An 18,174-nucleotide genomic window follows, 5' to 3' on the forward strand; every position below is an offset into this window, starting at 1 on the left:
CTGCCGCCCCGGCCGCGCCGTCGGCTCCGGCCGGCGCCCGTCCGCAACTGCAGGCACTGCGCGGCACGGTCCAGAAGGCCAACCGCATCCGGCAGATCACGGCCACCAAAACCCGCGAATCGCTGCAGACCACCGCGCAGCTGACCCAGACCCACGAGGTCGACGTCACCAAGATCGCGGCGCTGCGGGCCAAGGCCAAGAGCGCATTCGCCGACCGCGAGGGCGTCAACCTGACGTTCCTGCCGTTCTTCGCGAAGGCCGCCGTGGAGGCGCTGGGCGTGCACCCCAACGTCAACGCCTCCTACAACGAGGACACCAAGGAGATCACCTACCACTCCTCGGTGCACCTGGGCATCGCGGTCGACACCGAGCAGGGTCTGCTGTCGCCGGTGATCCACAACGCCAGTGACCTGTCGCTGGCCGGACTGGCCCGCGCCATCGCCGATATCGCCAACCGGGCCCGCACCGGCGGCCTCAAGCCCGACGAACTGGCGGGCGGCACGTTCACCATCACCAACATCGGCAGCCAGGGTGCCCTGTTCGACACCCCGATCCTGGTTCCGCCGCAGTCGGCGATGCTGGGCACGGGTGCGATCGTCAAGCGCCCGATGGTGATCTCCGACAACGGCAGCGAGTTCATCGGCATCCGCTCGATGTGCTACCTGCCGCTGACCTACGACCATCGCCTCATCGACGGCGCCGACGCCGGCCGCTTCCTGACCACCATCAGGCACCGGCTGGAGGAGGCCGCGTTCGAGGCCGATCTCGGTCTGTAAATCGCTGGGCGACACGACGATTCGGTGACGACATGAAGGTTGTGATCGCCGGTTCGTCCGGACTCGTCGGGACGGCGCTGGTCGCCGCGCTGCGTCGAGACGGGCACGAGGTGGCTCGCCTGGTGCGCCGTCCCGCCGCGGCCGAGGACGAGTTCAGCTGGGATCCGGTGCGGGCACAGGTGCCCGCACCGGCCCTGCGAGCGGCGGATGCCGTGGTCAACCTCTGCGGCGCCGGACTCGGCGCGCGGCGCTGGAACGGCAGCTACAAGCAGCAGTTGCGCGACAGCCGCATCGGCCCGACCGATGTGCTGGCCACCGCGGTCGTCGACGCCGGAGTGCCGACGCTGGTGAACGCCAGCGGCGTGCATTTCTACGGCGGCGACACCGGCGACCGGGTGATCACCGAATCCGATTCCGCCGGAACGGGTTTCCTGGCGACGCTGTGCCGGGACTGGGAGGCCGCCACCCAGCCCGCGGTCGACGCCGGGGTGCGGGTGGTGCAGGTGCGCAGCGCGGTGGTGCTCTCGCGTCACGGCGGCATGCTCGCCCTGCTGCGGCCGCTGTATTCGATCGGACTGGGCGGGCGCCTCGGCAGCGGGCGTCAGTATCAGCCGTGGATCTCACTCGACGACGAGGTCGCCGGCATCTCGTTCGTGCTCACGAATCCGTCGGTGCGCGGACCGGTCAACATGGTCGGCCCGGCGCCGGTGACCAATGCCGAATTCAATCGGGCGCTGGCGCGGGCGCTGCATCGTCCGGCTCCGTTCATCGTGCCCGCCGTCGCATTGCAGGCCGCGGTCGGCGAACTGGCCCAGGAGGCGATCCTGCGCGGCCCGCGCGCGATTCCCACCGTGCTCGAGGAGGCGGGCTACACCTTCCGCCACGAAACCATCGGGCAGGCGCTAGCCTCGGTGATCGGCGACAACCGCTGATCGACCACGGTCCGCGCTGGTGTTCTCCGGCCACGTCGCCGTACGCTCGAATGGCGTAATCGGCTCGGTTGCTGTCCGGCGCCTCGTCGGAAGTCGCACAACGCAAGGCGGACAGCGGGTCATCGCGCGAAGAAGGTGACCGGTGTGGCACAGACGGCTCCCCAGGCTTCTCCCGGGCCGCGGACGCGCTCGCCTCTCGTCCCGGCGGCGGCCCGGCAGGCCCTGCTGCGCAATGGTGTCCACCTCGTGCCCGCCGCCGTCACCACGTCGTGGCTCGGCGTGGACGAACGAGCATGGGCCCGTTTCCACGCCCACTGGGACGCGCTGCGCCCGGACGAGTACGCCTCCGAGCGGGGCACCCGCAGACTGCGGCGCTACGGCCTGTTCTCCTTCTCGGCGGCGACCGGGCAGTTCCGTCGGCTCCCGCAGGAATACTTCGTGCAGCCGGAGGCCACCAATCCGCTCTATGTCGGCAGGGACCGCATCTTCGAGCCCCTGACGGATTCGTTCGTCGCCGCGCCGGTTTTCCGCGCTGTGCTGCGGCTGCTCGGGCGATTCGCGACGACGCTGGACGACCCGCCGGAGTGGACCGTGAAGGTGCACCCCTTCCGAGTCGTCGCCGCCGCGGACGCGCGGGGGCTGCCCACGCCGGAGGGCCGGCACCGCGACGGTGTCACGCTGGTCGCGTCGCTGCTGGTCGGTCGGCGAAACGCCACCGGCGGGGTGAGTTCGGTCTTCGACACCGACGGCAGGCAGTTGGTGACGGCGACGCTCGGCGAGCCCGGAGATCTGCTGCTGGGCGACGACCGCCGCACTCTGCACAGCGTCTCGCCCCTGTCTCCGGTGGATCCGAGCCGGGCGGCCTACCGCGATGTCCTGGTCGTGACGTTCGCCCCGGAACCGCACAGGAGGTGAGGCGATGGCACCGCCACGGTCAGCGACGGATACGAAGATCCTGCCGATCGTCGTCGGACTGGCCTTCGCCTTCACCATCACGGTGGTGGACCCGCTGGTGCTCAACCTCAACCTGCCGCAGGTGAGCCGCGCTCTCCACGTTCCGCCGCATCTGATCGGGCTCTTGGGTGGAACCGCGACGCTGGTGATGGCCGCCGCGGTCCTCGCCGCGGGCAACCTCGGCGACGCGTTCGGACTCGAGCGGCTGCTCACACTGGGGCTGATCGTCGTCACGGTCGCCGACCTGTTGTCCTTCTTCTCGCCCGGTTTCGGCTTCCTGCTGGCGATGCGGGCTCTGGCCGGACTCGGCATGGCCGCGCTGCTGGGCGGGCCCCTGGCCCTGCTGAAAACGTCGGTGCCGGAGAGCAAGCGGGCGGCGGCCATCGGCATGCTCATGGGCGTCGAAATGGTCCTGTGTGGTGTCACCCCCGCGCTCACGGGCTGGGTGGTCACCACCGCCGGCTGGCGGTTCCTGTTCCTGCTCACTCCGCTGCTGGCCGCGGTCTCGCTCGTACTGACCGTGCGCTATGTGCCGGAGGCCGCTCGCACCGAGCGCCGACGGCTCGACGTCGGCGGGATCAGCCTGTTCGGGATGACACTGACGACACTGGTCATCGGCCTAGCGGCAGCGCAGAACGGGATCACCCGCCCACAGACCTGGCTGACTCTGGCGATCAGCGCGACCGCCGCCCTGCTCTTCGTCCGGCACGAACGCCGGGCACCCGAGCCCGCGCTGGACCTGGCCCTGTTCCGCAGCTCCGGATTCTGTCTGGCGTTGACGGCGGCCCTCACGCTGAATCTGCTCGCCGCCGGGCTGGGTTTCGTCCTCGGGCAATTCGGCAGTACGGTGCTGGCCTTGTCGCCCGAAGCCATCGGCCTGCTGTACCTGCCCGGCACCCTGCTGATCGCCGGCGCCGTCGTCTTCGCGGGCCGCGTGGTCGGGAAGACCACTCCGTGGCCGGTGATGGTCGCGGGCCTGCTGCTGCTGGCGGCGAGCGGATTCGTGCTGGCAGCCACCGCGAGCCCCACGATGGCGCTGTGGCTGCTGGTGGCGGTCGTCTGGCTGGGCAACCTGGGATCTCTGGTCACGTCGGTTTCGGTGTCGGAGGCGGTTCTCGCCGAAGCGCCACCCGGGCACTCCGGCACGGTCGCCTCCACCCAGCTGGCGTTCGGCATGATCGGCTGCGCGTTCGGGCCCACCGTCTATCTGCTGCTGTTCCAGTTCTTCTTCCGGCAGGCATGGTCGGCCGACGCCGAGGCACGCGGCATGGCGGTAACGCGGGCCGAACAGGCCGTCGACGCGGTACGCAGCGGCATGGCGCTCAGTCCGGGCACCACCTACGATCCGAATCTGCTGCGGCAGACCAGCGGACTGGCGTTGGGACTCGACGTCGCCGGCGGGTTGCGGCTGACCATGACGACCGTCAGCGTCCTACCGCTCGTGGTCGCGATGGTGACCTGTCTGCTACCCCTGCGCCGAAGTCGCAGAGATAGACGCCCGTCGCCCCCACGCGTGTGACCGAGCCGGCTCGCCGCCACCGCTGGTTGCCGATAGTTTGAGGCGGTGACCGATATCCAGTCGGGTGGACCGCGCATTCGCGATGCCGAGGAACGCGACATCCCCACGATCCTCGCCATCCACAACGACGCCGTGGCCGAGACGACCGCCATCTGGGACACCAACCCGGTCGACCTCGACGATCGCCTGCGCTGGTGGCGCGACCGGGTGGCCGCCGGATACCCGGTGCTCGTCGCCATCATCGACGGTCAGGTGGCCGGCTATGCCAGCTACGCGCAGTGGCGGCCCAAATCCGGTTACCGGTACTGCGTGGAGAATTCGGTGTACGTCTCGGAGCGGTTCCAGCGCCGCGGCGCGGCGACCGCGCTGCTGACGGCACTGCTGGGACGGGCCGAGGAGTCCGGGCGGGTGCACACCGTGATCGCGGCGATCGAAACATCCAACAAGACCTCGATTCTGCTGCACGAGAAGTTCGGCTTCCGGATCGTCGGCCAGCTGCCCGAAGTGGGGCACAAGTTCGGCGGCTGGATGGATCTGACCTTGATGCAGCGCACGCTGCCGGGCCCGATTTCGGCGGGCGTAGAGTCGTTCGAGTGACCTCCGTCGACACCCCGACATCGAACAGCGGCACGGCACACACCGCCGCGCCGGCCACTTCGTCCCCCGATTCCCTGGTACGGGAATCAGGCGGTCGCAAATTGCTTCGCATCGAGGCCCGCAACGCGCAGACCCCGATCGAACGCAAGCCGAAGTGGATCCGCACCCGCGCCACCATGGGCCCCGAGTACTCCGAACTCAAGGGCCTGGTCAAACGCGAAGGGCTGCACACGGTCTGCGAGGAAGCGGGCTGTCCCAACATCTTCGAATGCTGGGAGGATCGTGAGGCCACCTTCCTCATCGGCGGCGAACAGTGCACCCGGCGCTGCGATTTCTGCCAGATCGACACCGGTAAGCCCGCCGCGCTCGACCGCGACGAACCGCGCCGGGTGGCCGAGAGCGTGCAGGCGATGGGCCTGCGGTACTCGACGATCACCGGCGTCGCGCGCGACGACCTCGAAGACGGCGGCGCCTGGCTGTACGCCGAAACCGTGCGCGCCATCAAGCGACTCAACCCGCATACCGGCGTGGAGTTGCTGATCCCCGATTTCAACGCCGATCCCGATCAGCTGGCCGAGGTGTTCTCCTCGCGGCCGGAGGTGCTGGCGCACAACGTGGAGACCGTGCCGCGCATCTTCAAGCGGATCCGCCCGGCGTTCCGCTACGAACGGTCGCTGGCGGTGCTGACCGCGGCCCGCGAGGCCGGTCTGGTCACCAAGTCGAATCTGATCCTCGGTATGGGTGAGACGCCCGAAGAGGTCACCCAGGCGATGCGTGATCTGCACGAGGCCGGCTGCGACATCCTCACCATCACCCAGTACCTGCGGCCCTCGCCGCGCCACCATCCGGTGGACCGCTGGGTGAAGCCGGAGGAATTCGTCGAACATTCCCGCGTCGCAACCGAACTCGGCTTCGCCGGCGTGATGGCCGGGCCGCTGGTGCGCTCCTCCTACCGCGCCGGCCGGTTGTACGCGCAGGCGATGGCGCATCACGGCCGGGAGATCGCACCGGAGATGGCGCATCTGGCCCAGGAGGGCTCGGCGAGCCAGGAGGCGAGTTCGGTGCTCGCCCGATTCGGCAGCTGAACGACCCCCAGCCACCCCGCGGCGACCGGCCGAATTCCCGTTCGGCCGGTCGTTCGTTGCATACGGGGTGCGGATTCACCACGGATGGGGTGCGGATCCCCGGAACGGGTGACACAGCCGCGCGCCGGTGGGAAGCTCGAAGCAACCGCACGTGTCGACTCCGGGAAGTGAAGAGACATGGCCGAGAAAGCGAGCACCGCCGCCCGTAACAGTTCCGCCGGCAGAGTGATCGAGGCATCGCAGCCCGACGGTATCCGCAATGTGGTCCTGGTCGGGCACACCGGCTCCGGCAAGACCACCGTGGTGGAGGCACTGGCCATGGAGGCCGGGGCGCTCACCCGAGCCGGCCGCGTGGAGGACGGCACCTGTGTCTCGGACTACGACGATATCGAGCAGCGCCAACACCGCTCGGTGCAGTTGTCGGTGGTGCCGGTCGCCTGGAACGGCATCAAGGTCAATCTGATCGATACGCCAGGATATGCCGATTTCGTCGGCGAACTACGGGCCGGTCTGCGAGCTGCGGATGCGGCCCTTTTCGTGGTCTCGGCCGCCGCGGGCGCCGACGGTGTCGACGGGCAGACGCTGGCGCTGTGGGAGGAATGCGCGCGGGTCGGGATGCCGCGGGCCCTGGTGATCACCCATCTGGACGCGGCCCGCGCCGATTTCGACCTGATGGCCCAGACCTGCGCGGATCTGCTCGGCGACGGCGATACCGACGCCATCCTGCCGCTGCAGCTGCCGGTGTACGGCCCGAAGGGCGCCGACGGGCACCGCCCGGTCACCGGAGTCGTCGACCTGCTGACCGAGCAGGTCTTCGACTGTTCCGGCGGCGCCCACACCCGCACCGACGCCACCGCCGAACAGACCGCGCAGATCGAGACCGCGCGCAACCGGCTCATCGAGGGCATCATCGCCGAGAGCGAAGACGAAACCCTGATGGACCGCTATCTCGAGGGCGAACGGATCGACCTCACCACCTTGATCGCGGATCTGGAACGCGCGGTGGCGCGCGACCGCTTCCATCCCATCCTGATCGCGGCGCCCCCGCCCGAGGGCACTCGCGAGGGCCTGGGCATGGTCGAGATTCTCGAGCTGATCACCCGCGGCTTCCCCACCCCCGCCGAACACGCGGTCGCGGCGCGCTGCCCGAGCAACGGTGCCGCGCCGCAGCCACTGTCCTGTGATCCGGGCGCGCCGCTGGCCGCCGAGGTGATCCGCACCGCCTCCGACCCGTATGTGGGCCGAGTGTCGCTGGTGCGCGTCTTCGCCGGCACCCTGCACGCCGACGACACCGTGCACATCTGCGGGCACAACGACGGCAACGGGCACGATGTCGACGAACGAGTCGGCGCGGTGACGGCGCCGTTCGGTAAACAACAGTTCCCGATCGGCCAGGCCATCGCCGGCGATATCGCCTACGTCACCAAACTGGGGCACGCCGAGACCGGAGATACGGTGTCGGCCAAGGATTCTCCGCTGCTGATCGAGCCGTGGCCGCTGCCCGAACCGCTGCTGCCGGTGGCGGTGCGCGCCCACGGCAAGGCCGACGAGGACAAGCTGTCGCAGGGCCTGGCCCGCCTGGTCGCCGAGGATCCGACGGTGCGCCTGGAGCAGAATCCGCGCACTCATCAGCTGGTGCTGTGGTGCCTGGGCGAGGCGCATCGCGATGTCGCGCTGGAACGGCTGCGGTCCCGGTTCGGCGTGCAGGTCGATGTCGACGAGTATCGGGTGGCGTTGCGAGAAACGTTCGCGGGCAAGGCCTCCGGGCACGGGCGGCATGTGAAGCAGTCCGGCGGCCACGGCCAGTACGCGATCTGCGAAATCGAGGTGGAACCGCTGCCGGAGGGTTCCGGGATCGAATTCGTCGACAAGGTGGTCGGCGGCGCGGTACCACGCCAGTTCATCGGCTCGGTGGAGAAGGGCGTGCGCGCGCAGGCCGAGCGCGGCGTCGCCGCTGGATATCCGCTCGTCGATGTGCGGGTGACCCTGCTCGACGGCAAGGCGCATTCGGTCGACTCCTCCGATGCCGCCTTCCAAACCGCGGGAGCGCTGGCCCTGCGGGAGGCGGCCGCCGCCGCCCGGATCGACCTGCTCGAACCGATCGCCGAGGTGCGGGTGACCGTCGCCGACGATTTCGTCGGCACCATCCTCGGAGATCTGGCCGGCCGCCGCGGCCGCGTACTGGGCACCGAACCGGCCGCCGCCGGGCGCACCGTCATCCGCGCCGAGGTCCCCGAACTGGAATTGAGCCGCTACGCCATCGACCTGCGCTCACTCTCGCGCGGCGCGGCCCAGTTCGACCGCAGCTATGTGCGGCACGAACCGATGCCGAGCCAGATCGCCGCGGACCTGCGCAGTCGCAGCGAAGCCACCGTCTGAGGCGAGCGTCGCGCTGTTCTGCGGCCCGTGCGGGGTATGTCCCGCTCGACCACTATCCTGAGAGGTATGGCAGCAGGTAAGGGCGGCACACCGTCGAAGGAAGCGAAGGCCGCGGCGAAGGCGGCGCGCAAGCAGGCGTCGAAGGAGCGGCGTCAGCAGCTCTGGCAGACGTTCCAGATGGTGCGCAAAGAGGACAAACTGCTGCTGCCGCTGATGATCGGCGCACTGGTCGGCATCACCGTGGTGCTGTTCCTCGTCGGCTTCCTGTTCAACATGCAGTGGTTCCTGCTGCCGGTCGGCATTCTGCTGGGCGCGCTGGTCGCCTTCATCATCTTCGGACGCCGGGTGCAGAAGAACGTCTACGCCAAGGCCGAGGGTCAGGCGGGTGCGGCCTGGTGGGTGCTGGACAACCTGCAGGGTAAGTGGCGCGCTACCCAGGCCGTCGCCGCCACCACCCAGCTCGACGCCGTCCACCGCGTGATCGGCCTGCCCGGTGTGGTCCTGGTGGCCGAGGGGTCGCCGCAGCGGGTGAAATCGCTGCTGGCGCAGGAGAAGAAGAAGACCGCTCGCCTGGTCGGCGACACCCCGATCTACGACATCGTGATCGGCAACGAGGAGGGCCAGGTTCCGCTGAAGAACCTGCAGCGCCACCTCACCAAACTCCCCCGCAATATCGACGCCAAGCGGATGGACCTCATCGAGGGCCGCCTCACCGCACTGGCCACCCGCGGCGGACCGGCGCTGCCGAAGGGCCCGCTGCCGGCCGGCGCGAAGATGCGCGGAGTGCAGCGCACCATCCGCCGCCGCTGAATCACGCACGCCGGGTTCTGTCGCACAGCTGAAGACCCTGATCGCCGCCATCCCGGATATCCGGGGTGGCGGCGATCGCCGTGTAGGCCGACTCCCGCCGCATCTCCGTCAAACCCGGGACAGGACCACACCGCCTCCCATAGGTTCGTATATAGGACATCCGGCCACGAAAGTCGGACAGGCGATCAGGAGGTGCGATGCCGTACTACCGGGCCGTCGGCGAATTCCCGCGGCAGCGTCATACCGCCTTCACCCTCGACGACGGCACGCCGACGTTCGAGGAGTTCATCGGGGAGGAAGGGTTCTCGGGGACCGGTTCGCTGCTCTATCACCGCCGCGTGCCGTCGGCGCTGGTCGACGCGCGCGAGTGGGATCTCGGCGATCAGTCCCTCACCGCGAACATCCCGCTGCTGCCCCGGCATTTTCATCTGCCCGACCTTTTTCACGACGTCACCGGCCGCGACGCGGTCCGGCACCGCCGCCCGGTTCTCGCCAATGCCGATGTCCGCATCTCCTACGTCGTGGCCGACGAGCCCTCTCCGCTCTACAGCAACGGCATCGGCGACGAGGTGATCTTCGTCGAGGCGGGCGCGGCCACCCTCGAGAGCGTGTTCGGCCGGGTCGACGTGCGACAGGGCGACAATGTCGTCATACCGCGGGTCACCATCCATCGCTGGCTGCCGCACACCGACGCGGGCCCGTTACGGCTGCTGTGCGTCGAGGCGTCCGGGCATGTGCAACCGCCGGACAAGCACCGCACGCGCTACGGCCAATTCCTCGAGGGCTCCCCGATCACCGAGCGCGACCTGCGCGGACCGGCCGGACCGTTGCCGGCCCCCGGCGAGTTGGTCGACGCCGACACCGAGGTCTACGTCAAACATCGCACCGCCTCGGGCCTGCACGGCACGGTGGTCGTCTACGACCATCACCCGTTCGACGTGGTCGGCTGGGACGGGCACCTGTATCCGTACGCGCTGAACTATCGCGACTTCTCTCCCGTCGTCGGCGCGGTGCTGCAACCCCCGCCGACCTACCAGGTGCTGCAGGGCCCGGGCTTCGTGGTGTGCAATTTCGTCCCGCGCCCATTGGAATTCGCGCCCGGGGCGATCAAGGTGCCCTACTACCACTCGAACGTCGACTCCGATGAGGTGATGTTCTACTTCGCCGGAGAGACCGCCGCGCGCAAGGGGTCCGGCATCCGGACCGGATCGGTGAGCCTGCATCCCGCCGCGTACACCCACGGCCCCCGGCGCCAGGCCTATCTCGACTCCCCCGGTTTCACCGAACCGAACGAGATGGCGTTCATGGTCGATACCTTCCGCCCGCTGGAGGTCGCCGAAGGCGGCACCGCGAGCGATGTGCCCGGCTATCCGTGGAGCTGGTCGGACAAACCGTATGCCGGTCGGCCACAACAGAAGAGAGGCCATCGTGAGTGAGCCGTTCGAGCGGATCCCGGTGATCCTGCACAGCGAGGAGCAGCCCACGGTCCGCGAGACCTATGGATTCACCGGCGGTCACGGGATCGTACTGGAGGGGCAGCTGCTGCGACCGCCCGGCGAACGACGTTCGGGCGGAACGGTTTTCCTGTTCCAACATCCGACCTCGACGCTGAATCTGCTGCCGATGCCGACCGCGCTCGCCGCCCGCGGACATCACGTGCTGTGCGGGGCGAGCCGCTACCCGAAGAACGATTCCGCGCTGGTGATGGAGAAGGTGGTCCTCGACCTCGGCGCGTGGGTGCGCTGGGCGCGGGAGGTCGCCGGCTACGACCGCGTGATCCTGGTCGGCTGGTCCGGCGGCGGATCGCTGTCGCTGCTCTATCAGGCCGAGGCATTGGATCCGAGCATTACGCACACGCCCGCCGGAGATCCGGTAGATGTTGTGGGAGCGGGACTTTCACCGGCCGACGGGGTGGCGTTCATCGCGGCTCATCTGTCGCGGGCCGAGACGCTCACCGAATGGCTCGATCCGTCGGTGATCGACGAAACCGCTCCGCACCGCCGCGACGCCACCTGGGACATCTATGCCGACGACGCCCCCCAGCGCCCGCCCTACAGCCCCGAATACGTCGCCGGATTCCGCGAGGCACAGCGCGCCCGCAACCGCCGTATCTCGGAATGGGCGCTCGCGCGCCTGGCCGACCTGCGCGCCGCCGGCGGGCCCGAACAGGAACAGCCTTTCCTGGTCCACCGCACGATGTGCGATGTGCGCTGGCTCGATCCTGCCGTCGACCCCAACGACCGCCGCCCGAACTGGTGTTATCTCGGCGATCCGCGCACCGCGAACGTCGGACCGGTCGGCCTCGCCCGCTATACGACCCTGCGGTCGTGGCTGAGCCAGTGGAGTCTGGACCATTCGGTGGCGGGCGGGGCGCGCAATGCCGCGCGGATCACGAAGGGCCCGGTGCTGCAGATCGAGAATTCCGCCGACGACGCGGTGCCGGCCACCCACAACCCGATCGTGCGCGACGCGCTCGCCACCCCGGACCGCACCTATCGCGTAATCCCCGGCGCCACACACTATTACGTCGGCCAACCGGACCATCTGCGCGCCTGTCTCGAATACGTCGAGCAGTGGGCCGCCGAGCGTGAGCTGATCGAGGGACCGCCCACGTAGGATTTCTGCCATGCCGGCGCCCGACACCTCGCAGACTCTGAGCCGCGGACTCGATGTGCTGAAGTTGCTCGCCAGCAGCCCCCATGCCCGCACCCCCGCACAACTGGCGCAGGAGCTGGGCCTTTCCCGCACGATCATCTACCGCCTGGTCGGCACGCTGGTCGAACATGGACTGGTGCGCCGCGCCGAGGACGGCACGGTCAGCGTCTCCGCGGGCGCGCTCGTGCTGACCCAGCACGTCCTCGGCTCGGTGCGCGAGGCCACCCGCGAGATCCTCGAGGATCTGGCCCGCGAGGTGGAGGCGACGGCGCATTTCTGCGTCGCCGACGGCGACGACGTCCTCGCGGTCGCGGTCGTCGAACCACCGTTCACCACCTTCCACGTCGCCTATCGGGTCGGCGCGCGCACCGGGCGCGGACAGGGCGCCCTCGGTGAGGCGATCGAGGCGTCGCGGCGCGGTGAGAGCGGCATCTTCGAGAGCGAGGGCAAGCTGGTGCCCGGCGCGCACGGCGTCGTCGCCTCGCTGCCCGGACTACCCGGTCCTCCGGCCGCGGTCGGCGTGGTCACCCTGGTCGGGCAGGAAACCCCGGCGATGGCCGATGCCGTACGCCGAGCCGCCCAGCGATTGCATTCGGCGCTGGGGTAGCCGCTCCGCCCGGCACGTCGCAGCGGACATCCAGCGCCTTGCGTCCCCGCAACTTGGCTACGCTTGTCCGATAATCGGAAACTGCTTCACAACATACGATCGCCGCGCTAGCCTGCTCACACTTCGATCAGTCGTCAGGAGCAGCCGTGTCCGACTACACCTCCACCGCCCGCGCCGACGGCGCTCAGGCTCCGACCACGTTCCCGCCCCGCCGCCTCTGGATCGGCGGCGGCTGGCGCGACGCGAGCGGCGGCGCGACCTACCGCTCCGAGAATCCGACCACCCTCGAGCACATCTGCGATATCGCCGACGCGTCGGCCGAGGACGTCGACGACGCGGTCCGCGCGGCGCAGTCGGCCTTCGACAGCAGCGGCTGGAGGCAGATGGGCGGCGCCGAACGCGGGCGAATCCTGTTCCGCGCAGCGGATCTCATCGAGGCCGACACGCAGTACCTGTCCGCGCTCGAGACCCTCGAGGTCGGAAAGCTGTACAAGGACGGCGTTTTCGGCGACATTCCGGCCACCCTGGCCACGTTCCGCTACTACGCGGGATACGCCGACAAACTGCACGGCTCGACCGTGCAGCTGCCCGATTACGCCGGCCGGCACCGGCTCAACTACACCCTGCGCGAGCCCCTGGGTGTCGTCGGCGCGATCACACCGTGGAACAACCCCATCGTGGTCGCCGGATGGAAGATCGCCCCGGCACTGGCGGCGGGCAACACCGTGGTGATCAAGCCGCCGGAGGATGCGGCGCTGTCGATCCTGCGGCTGGCCGAAATCCTCGCCGAGGCCGGGGTGCCGGACGGGGTGTTCAACGTCGTGCCCGGCCGCGGCGAGACCGCCGGCGCCGCCCTCGCCCGCCACCCCGGCCTGGCCAAGCTGACCTTCACCGGCAGCCCCGAGGTGGGCGCCCTCATGAACACCCACGCCGGCGGCCAGTTCCGCAAGGTCACCCTCGAACTGGGCGGGAAGAATCCGCAGATCGTCTTTCCCGATGCCGACCTCGACCGCGCACTGCCGTTTGTCGCGGTCGGCAATTTCCTGCACCAAGGCCAGGTGTGCGCGGCCGGCACCCGCGTCTACGTCCACGACAGCCTGGTCGACGAGGTCACGCGGCGGCTGGCCGAACACGCCGAATCGCTCACCCTGGGCGACCCGTTCGACGCCGAGGTCTCCATGGGACCGGTGGTGAACCGGCAGCAGCACGAGCGCATCGGCGGCTATCTCGGACTGGGCGTCGCCGAGGGCGCGGAACTGGTGACCGGCGGTTCACTCGCCGAGCGGCCCGGCTATTTCGTCGAGCCGACCGTCTTTCTCGGCCGCCACGACCAGCGCATCGCGCGCGAGGAGATCTTCGGCCCGGTGGCCACGATCATTCCCTTCTCCGACACCGCCGATGTGCCGGCGCTGGCCAACGACACCCACTTCGGGCTCAACGCGATCATCTACACCGAGGACCTGCACACCGCGCAGACCACCGCGCGTGATCTGCGCGTCGGCAATGTGTGGATCAACGCCTTCGGCATCCCCGACATGACCACGCCGTGGGGTGGGCGGGCTGGCAGCGGCATCGGCCGCGAACTCGGCCCCGCCGGCATCGAGGCCTATACCGAGGAGAAGACGGTGCAGATGATGTTCTGAGCGGCCCGCCCTCAGGCCCGTTCTTCGAGCGCGGCGAGCATCCCGTCATCCAGCCGGACATCTCGCGCCGCCACATTCTGTTCGAGATGACCGATGCTGCGAGTCCCCGGAATCAGCAGGATGTACGGATCGCGGGCCAGCAACCACGCCAGCCCCACCTGGCTCGGCGTCACCCCGAGGCGGCCGGCGATATCGCGCACCACGTCGTCGCCGGCCACCTTGGGCCGATCCGGAAATCCCGAGCCGAGCGGAAAGTAGGGCACGAAAGCGATTCCCCGCGAAGAACATTCGGCGAGCAGCGGTTCCTCGTCGCGTTCCAGCAGGTTGTACAGATTCTGCACGCACGCGATCCCGGCGGGAGCGGCGCGCCCGAGTTGTTCGACGGTGACACTGCTCAGTCCGATCGCCCCGATCTTGCCCTCGTCCCGCAACGAGATCAGCTCGGCCAGCTGGTCGTCGAGATCCACGATCTGATCACCGGTCGCCACGATTCCGGGCGGACCGTCGACCCGGCGCAGGTTCACCACCGCCAACTGCTCGGCGCCCAGCGCCCGCAGATCCGCTTCGACCGCGGCCCGTAGCTGCTCGGGCTTCTGCGCCGGCACGAGACCATCGCCCGTATGCACGGCGCCGACCTTGTCGACCAGCAGCAGATCGTCCGGATACGGATGCAGAGCTTCCCTGAGCAGCGCGTTCACCGAGCCGTTGCCGTAGAAACCGGCCGTGTCGATGTGGCTCACGCCGAGTTCCACCGCTCGCCGCACAACCGCTACCCCGTCCGCGCCGGACTCCAGCTGCATCGCTCCGTAGCCGATCCGGCCGACCGCACGTCCCGCCAGTTCGCCGTCACGCGGTTGCGTCATGACCGTCATTCGGGTCTCCCTTGTTATCCTGGCATCAATCGGAGGATCCTCCGCTCAAGACCAGAGTAGTACAGAAACGGAGGACCCTCCACTTTGTCCGGACAGCCGCGTGGACGCCGCGATGCCCAGCGCAACCGCCAACTGCTCCTCGATGCCGCTCTCACCGCGTTCACGGGCGAAGAAGGCACGGTCAGCCTGGACACGATCGCCAAATCCGCCGGAGTGGGCATCGGCACGCTCTATCGGCACTTCCCGTCGCGGGAGGCGCTCATCGAGGCCGTGTACCGCAGCGAACTGGAACAGCTGTGCGATCAGGCGGCGCACCTGCTCGCCGACCACAGCCCGGAGGACGCGCTGCGCATCTGGCTCGGCCGCTACGCCGACTTCGTGGCCACCAAACGCGGGATGGCCGAGGCGCTGCGCGAGGTCATCGCCTCCGGGGCGGTGACCTCGGCGCAGACCCGCGAAAGACTCAGTGCGGCAATTCGTTCCGTCCTCGATGCGGGAATCTCGGCCGGCACGCTGCGCCACGATGTCCGGCCCGAGGACATCACGGCGGCGATGGCGGGCGCGACACTGGCCGGTATCGACCGCGAGCAGATCGACCGTCTCCTCGACCTGTTGCTCGACGGTGTGCGACTCGGCGCGGGCCGGCCGACGGCCACGTAACCACTCACCGTCGTCGCGCGCCGACAGGCCCCTCCTGCCGGGCGGCGAACGATTGTTACCGAGCGCGGATCAGTGCCGTCCCGGTCGCCCGGTCGTGCATACCGCGGCGATCCCCGTCGGTGAACAACGCGGGCACCACGAAGGTCAGCAGTACCTGACGCGCCACCGACCGCACGAATCCGACCGGCGCCGACGCATCGATCCGGACCGTGCGCATTCCCAGGAAGTACTGCCCCGGCGTGAACCCGAACAGCATGACCGTCACCACGCCGATCACGAACCAGATCAGGTAGGTGACGGTGTTGAGCGATCCGGCGCCGCGCACGATCAGCGCGGCGATCCCCATGGCGATGAAGTAGTCGACGAACAGCGCGGCGATGCGGCGCGACATGGGCGCCAGCGACCCCACACCCTCCTGCGGCAGGCCGAGCAGCTTGCCGGGGTAGTCGTCGGGCTGCGGCTCGCCGGGGTGGGCCGCATTCGGGCCGGACAGCCAGGAACCGGTAATTCGCGCCATGCTCCCAGCTTAGGCGTGGTGACGGTGAGGATTACGTCACACCCGGGCCCGCACCCGGCAGCCACGTAACACCGGCCGTCGGCCGCCGGTTACCCGCCGGCGGGTCCGCGTCACCCCGTCCGGCCGCCCGCGGCGACGGCAGCACGGCACCCCGCTGGGGCGATTTCCCAAAGCGGTTGCGGCCGGGAAACTCTCGCGGTCGCGCGCACCGATCGGCGACGATGCGCGGTCCTCGAATCGAGCGCCGGATGCCGTGGTGGCAGGATAACGGTGCTGGTCCGGCACCGCATCGTGAGCGACCCACCGCGCGGTGTTGCCCGGGGATGCCGCCGACCCGTCCAGCAGCACGTGTAACACTGGCGAAACACAGCCTTGATTGCGGGGAAACACCGCATCCATACCGTTCAGCGCTGAAACCCAGCAATCGGCACAGGCTGGGAACCGATCCGTAAGGAGTACTAAGTGGCGTTCAGCACGGCCGACGAGGTCATCAAGTACATCAAGGAGGAGGACGTCGAGTACGTCGACGTACGCTTCTCGGACCTTCCTGGCGTTCAGCAGCACTTCTCCATCCCGGCGAAGTCGTTCACCACCGACCTGGCCGAAGAGGGCCTGGCGTTCGACGGCTCCTCGGTGCGCGGTTTCCAGTCGATCGACGAGTCGGACATGCTGCTGCTGCCCGACTTCTCCACCGCCCGGATCGACCCGTTCCGTGCCGCGAAGACGCTGAACATGAACTTCTTCGTGCACGACCCGTTCACCCGTGAGGCCTACTCCCGCGACCCGCGCAACATCGCGCGCAAGGCGGAGGAGTACCTGCGTTCGACCGGTATCGCCGACACCGCGTTCTTCGGCCCCGAGGCCGAGTTCTACATCTTCGACGGCGTCCGCTACGACTCCGGCATGAACGGCGCGTTCTACGAGATCGAGTCCGTCTCCGGCTCGTGGAACACCGGCGAGGAGTTCAACCCGGACGGCAGCCGCAACCTGGGCTACAAGGTCCGCAACAAGGGTGGCTACTTCCCCGTCGCCCCGTACGACCACTACGTCGACCTGCGCGACACGATCTCGACCAACCTGCAGAACGCGGGCTTCGAGCTCGAGCGCGGCCACCACGAGGTCGGCACCGCCGGTCAGGCCGAGATCAACTACCGCTTCGACACCCTGCTGTCGGCCGCGGACGACCTGCAGCTGTTCAAGTACATCGTGAAGAACACCGCGTGGCAGGAAGGCAAGTCGGTCACCTTCATGCCGAAGCCGCTGTTCGGTGACAACGGCTCGGGCATGCACGTGCACCAGTCGCTGTGGAAGGACGGCAAGCCGCTGTTCCACGACGAGGCCGGCTACGGTGGCCTGTCCGACCTGGCCCGCCACTACATCGGCGGCATCCTGCACCACGCGCCGTCGCTGCTGGCGTTCACCAACCCGACGGTGAACTCCTACCACCGTCTGGTGCCGGGCTACGAGGCCCCGATCAACCTGGTGTACTCGCAGCGCAACCGGTCCGCCGCGGTCCGCATCCCGGTCACCGGCAACAACCCGAAGGCCAAGCGCATCGAGTTCCGCGCGCCCGACTCCTCGGGTAACCCGTATCTGGCCTTCGCCGCCATGCTGATGGCCGGCCTGGACGGCATCAAGAAGAAGATCGAGCCGCAGGCCCCGGTCGACAAGGACCTCTACGAGCTCCCGCCGGAGGAGGCCAAGAACATCCCGCAGGCCCCCACCTCGCTGGCCTCGGTCATCGACCGCCTCGAGCAGGACCACGAGTACCTCACCGAGGGCAACGTCTTCACCGACGACCTCATCGAGACCTGGATCCAGCTCAAGCGTGACAACGAGATCGCGCCGGTGAACCTGCGTCCGCACCCCTACGAGTTCGAGCTGTACTACGACGTGTAAGTCGTCACGGCACAACCGAATTCACGAAGCCCCAGCCGAATCCGGCTGGGGCTTCGGTGCGTTCCGGGACTCGCTACAGATGCGGGTGGCTGCCCAGGGATGCGCTGTAGACGGCCGGATGAGCTTGGGTGGCAGCGAGATTGCGGCGTTCCTCGGCGGTCAGGGTATGGCGGGCCAGCGCGCGGCGGGCGTAGGTGCGCAAGGTCCCCAGTAACGAGGGGTGGGCGTGGGTGTGGATCATGGCTGGATCCCTCCTCCCTGAACTTTCG

General features: G+C 68.8%; 17 protein-coding genes. 14 read left to right on the forward strand and 3 right to left on the reverse strand.

All coding sequences use genetic code 11. The features are described from left to right. The 12 genes from sucB to NN2_RS05855 all read left to right on the forward strand — a co-directional run. A partial coding sequence (gene sucB / locus NN2_RS05800; RefSeq protein ID WP_063910688.1) for a 2-oxoglutarate dehydrogenase, E2 component, dihydrolipoamide succinyltransferase occupies window positions 1-776 on the forward strand: 776 nt, incomplete at its 5' end. A 32-nt stretch (window positions 777-808) separates the two neighbouring features. Beyond that, window positions 809-1,708: a TIGR01777 family oxidoreductase gene (locus NN2_RS05805; protein WP_063011082.1), complete on the forward strand. Its 900-nt coding sequence runs from the start codon at window positions 809-811 to the stop codon at window positions 1,706-1,708. 222 nt (window positions 1,709-1,930) lie between these two features. After that, window positions 1,931-2,623 carry a 2OG-Fe dioxygenase family protein gene (locus NN2_RS05810; protein WP_063011172.1) on the forward strand — a complete coding sequence of 231 codons (693 nt, stop codon included), beginning with the start codon at window positions 1,931-1,933 and terminating at the stop codon, window positions 2,621-2,623. 4 nt (window positions 2,624-2,627) lie between these two features. After that, window positions 2,628-4,181, forward strand: a complete 1,554-nt coding sequence (locus tag NN2_RS05815; protein ID WP_063011084.1) for an MFS transporter — start codon at window positions 2,628-2,630, stop codon at window positions 4,179-4,181. Between the two features lie 45 nt (window positions 4,182-4,226). Further along, the gene (locus NN2_RS05820; RefSeq protein WP_281207931.1) at window positions 4,227-4,778 is read left to right on the forward strand and encodes a GNAT family N-acetyltransferase; all 552 of its coding nucleotides are present in this window, start codon (window positions 4,227-4,229) and stop codon (window positions 4,776-4,778) included. Further along, complete coding sequence (lipA, locus tag NN2_RS05825) at window positions 4,775-5,863, forward strand: lipoyl synthase (protein WP_369817514.1); 1,089 nt, start codon at window positions 4,775-4,777, stop codon at window positions 5,861-5,863. The genes NN2_RS05820 and lipA overlap by 4 nt, the downstream gene beginning before the upstream one ends. A gap of 177 nt (window positions 5,864-6,040) precedes the next feature. After that, complete coding sequence (locus tag NN2_RS05830; RefSeq protein ID WP_063011086.1) at window positions 6,041-8,242, forward strand: elongation factor G-like protein EF-G2; 2,202 nt, start codon at window positions 6,041-6,043, stop codon at window positions 8,240-8,242. A gap of 66 nt (window positions 8,243-8,308) precedes the next feature. Then, window positions 8,309-9,052, forward strand: coding sequence for a DUF4191 domain-containing protein (locus tag NN2_RS05835; RefSeq protein ID WP_063011088.1), 744 nt, complete (start codon window positions 8,309-8,311; stop codon window positions 9,050-9,052). 197 nt (window positions 9,053-9,249) lie between these two features. Then, complete coding sequence (locus tag NN2_RS05840; RefSeq protein WP_063011090.1) at window positions 9,250-10,488, forward strand: homogentisate 1,2-dioxygenase; 1,239 nt, start codon at window positions 9,250-9,252, stop codon at window positions 10,486-10,488. Then, window positions 10,481-11,668, forward strand: coding sequence for an alpha/beta hydrolase family protein (locus NN2_RS05845; protein ID WP_245658569.1), 1,188 nt, complete (start codon window positions 10,481-10,483; stop codon window positions 11,666-11,668). Before NN2_RS05840 ends, NN2_RS05845 begins: the two co-directional genes overlap by 8 nt. Before the next feature lie 10 nt (window positions 11,669-11,678). Continuing rightward, window positions 11,679-12,314, forward strand: a complete 636-nt coding sequence (locus tag NN2_RS05850; protein ID WP_063910689.1) for an IclR family transcriptional regulator — start codon at window positions 11,679-11,681, stop codon at window positions 12,312-12,314. Between the two features lie 146 nt (window positions 12,315-12,460). Next, on the forward strand, window positions 12,461-13,957 hold the full coding sequence (locus tag NN2_RS05855) for an aldehyde dehydrogenase family protein (RefSeq protein ID WP_082856762.1): 1,497 nt from the start codon (window positions 12,461-12,463) through the stop codon (window positions 13,955-13,957). 11 nt (window positions 13,958-13,968) lie between these two features. Here the strand turns inward: NN2_RS05855 and NN2_RS05860 are convergent, their stop codons facing one another. After that, window positions 13,969-14,829: an aldo/keto reductase gene (locus tag NN2_RS05860; protein WP_063011094.1), complete on the reverse strand. Its 861-nt coding sequence runs from the start codon at window positions 14,827-14,829 to the stop codon at window positions 13,969-13,971. Between the two features lie 84 nt (window positions 14,830-14,913). Here NN2_RS05860 and NN2_RS05865 point away from each other — a divergent pair, with 84 nt between their 5' ends. Beyond that, window positions 14,914-15,489, forward strand: a complete 576-nt coding sequence (locus NN2_RS05865; protein ID WP_063011096.1) for a TetR/AcrR family transcriptional regulator — start codon at window positions 14,914-14,916, stop codon at window positions 15,487-15,489. A gap of 55 nt (window positions 15,490-15,544) precedes the next feature. Here NN2_RS05865 and NN2_RS05870 read toward each other — a convergent pair whose 3' ends face one another. Next, window positions 15,545-16,006, reverse strand: coding sequence for an RDD family protein (locus NN2_RS05870; protein WP_063011098.1), 462 nt, complete (start codon window positions 16,004-16,006; stop codon window positions 15,545-15,547). A gap of 462 nt (window positions 16,007-16,468) precedes the next feature. Here NN2_RS05870 and glnA point away from each other — a divergent pair, with 462 nt between their 5' ends. Further along, the gene (gene glnA, locus NN2_RS05875; protein WP_063011100.1) at window positions 16,469-17,905 is read left to right on the forward strand and encodes a type I glutamate--ammonia ligase; all 1,437 of its coding nucleotides are present in this window, start codon (window positions 16,469-16,471) and stop codon (window positions 17,903-17,905) included. A 73-nt stretch (window positions 17,906-17,978) separates the two neighbouring features. On the opposite strand, the gene NN2_RS36935 is transcribed toward glnA, so the two are convergent. Next, complete coding sequence (locus NN2_RS36935; RefSeq protein WP_156055587.1) at window positions 17,979-18,146, reverse strand: hypothetical protein; 168 nt, start codon at window positions 18,144-18,146, stop codon at window positions 17,979-17,981. Window positions 18,147-18,174: the final 28 nt, after the last annotated feature.

Source organism: Nocardia nova NBRC 15556, assembly GCF_001613005.1.
GTDB lineage: Bacteria > Actinomycetota > Actinomycetes > Mycobacteriales > Mycobacteriaceae > Nocardia > Nocardia nova.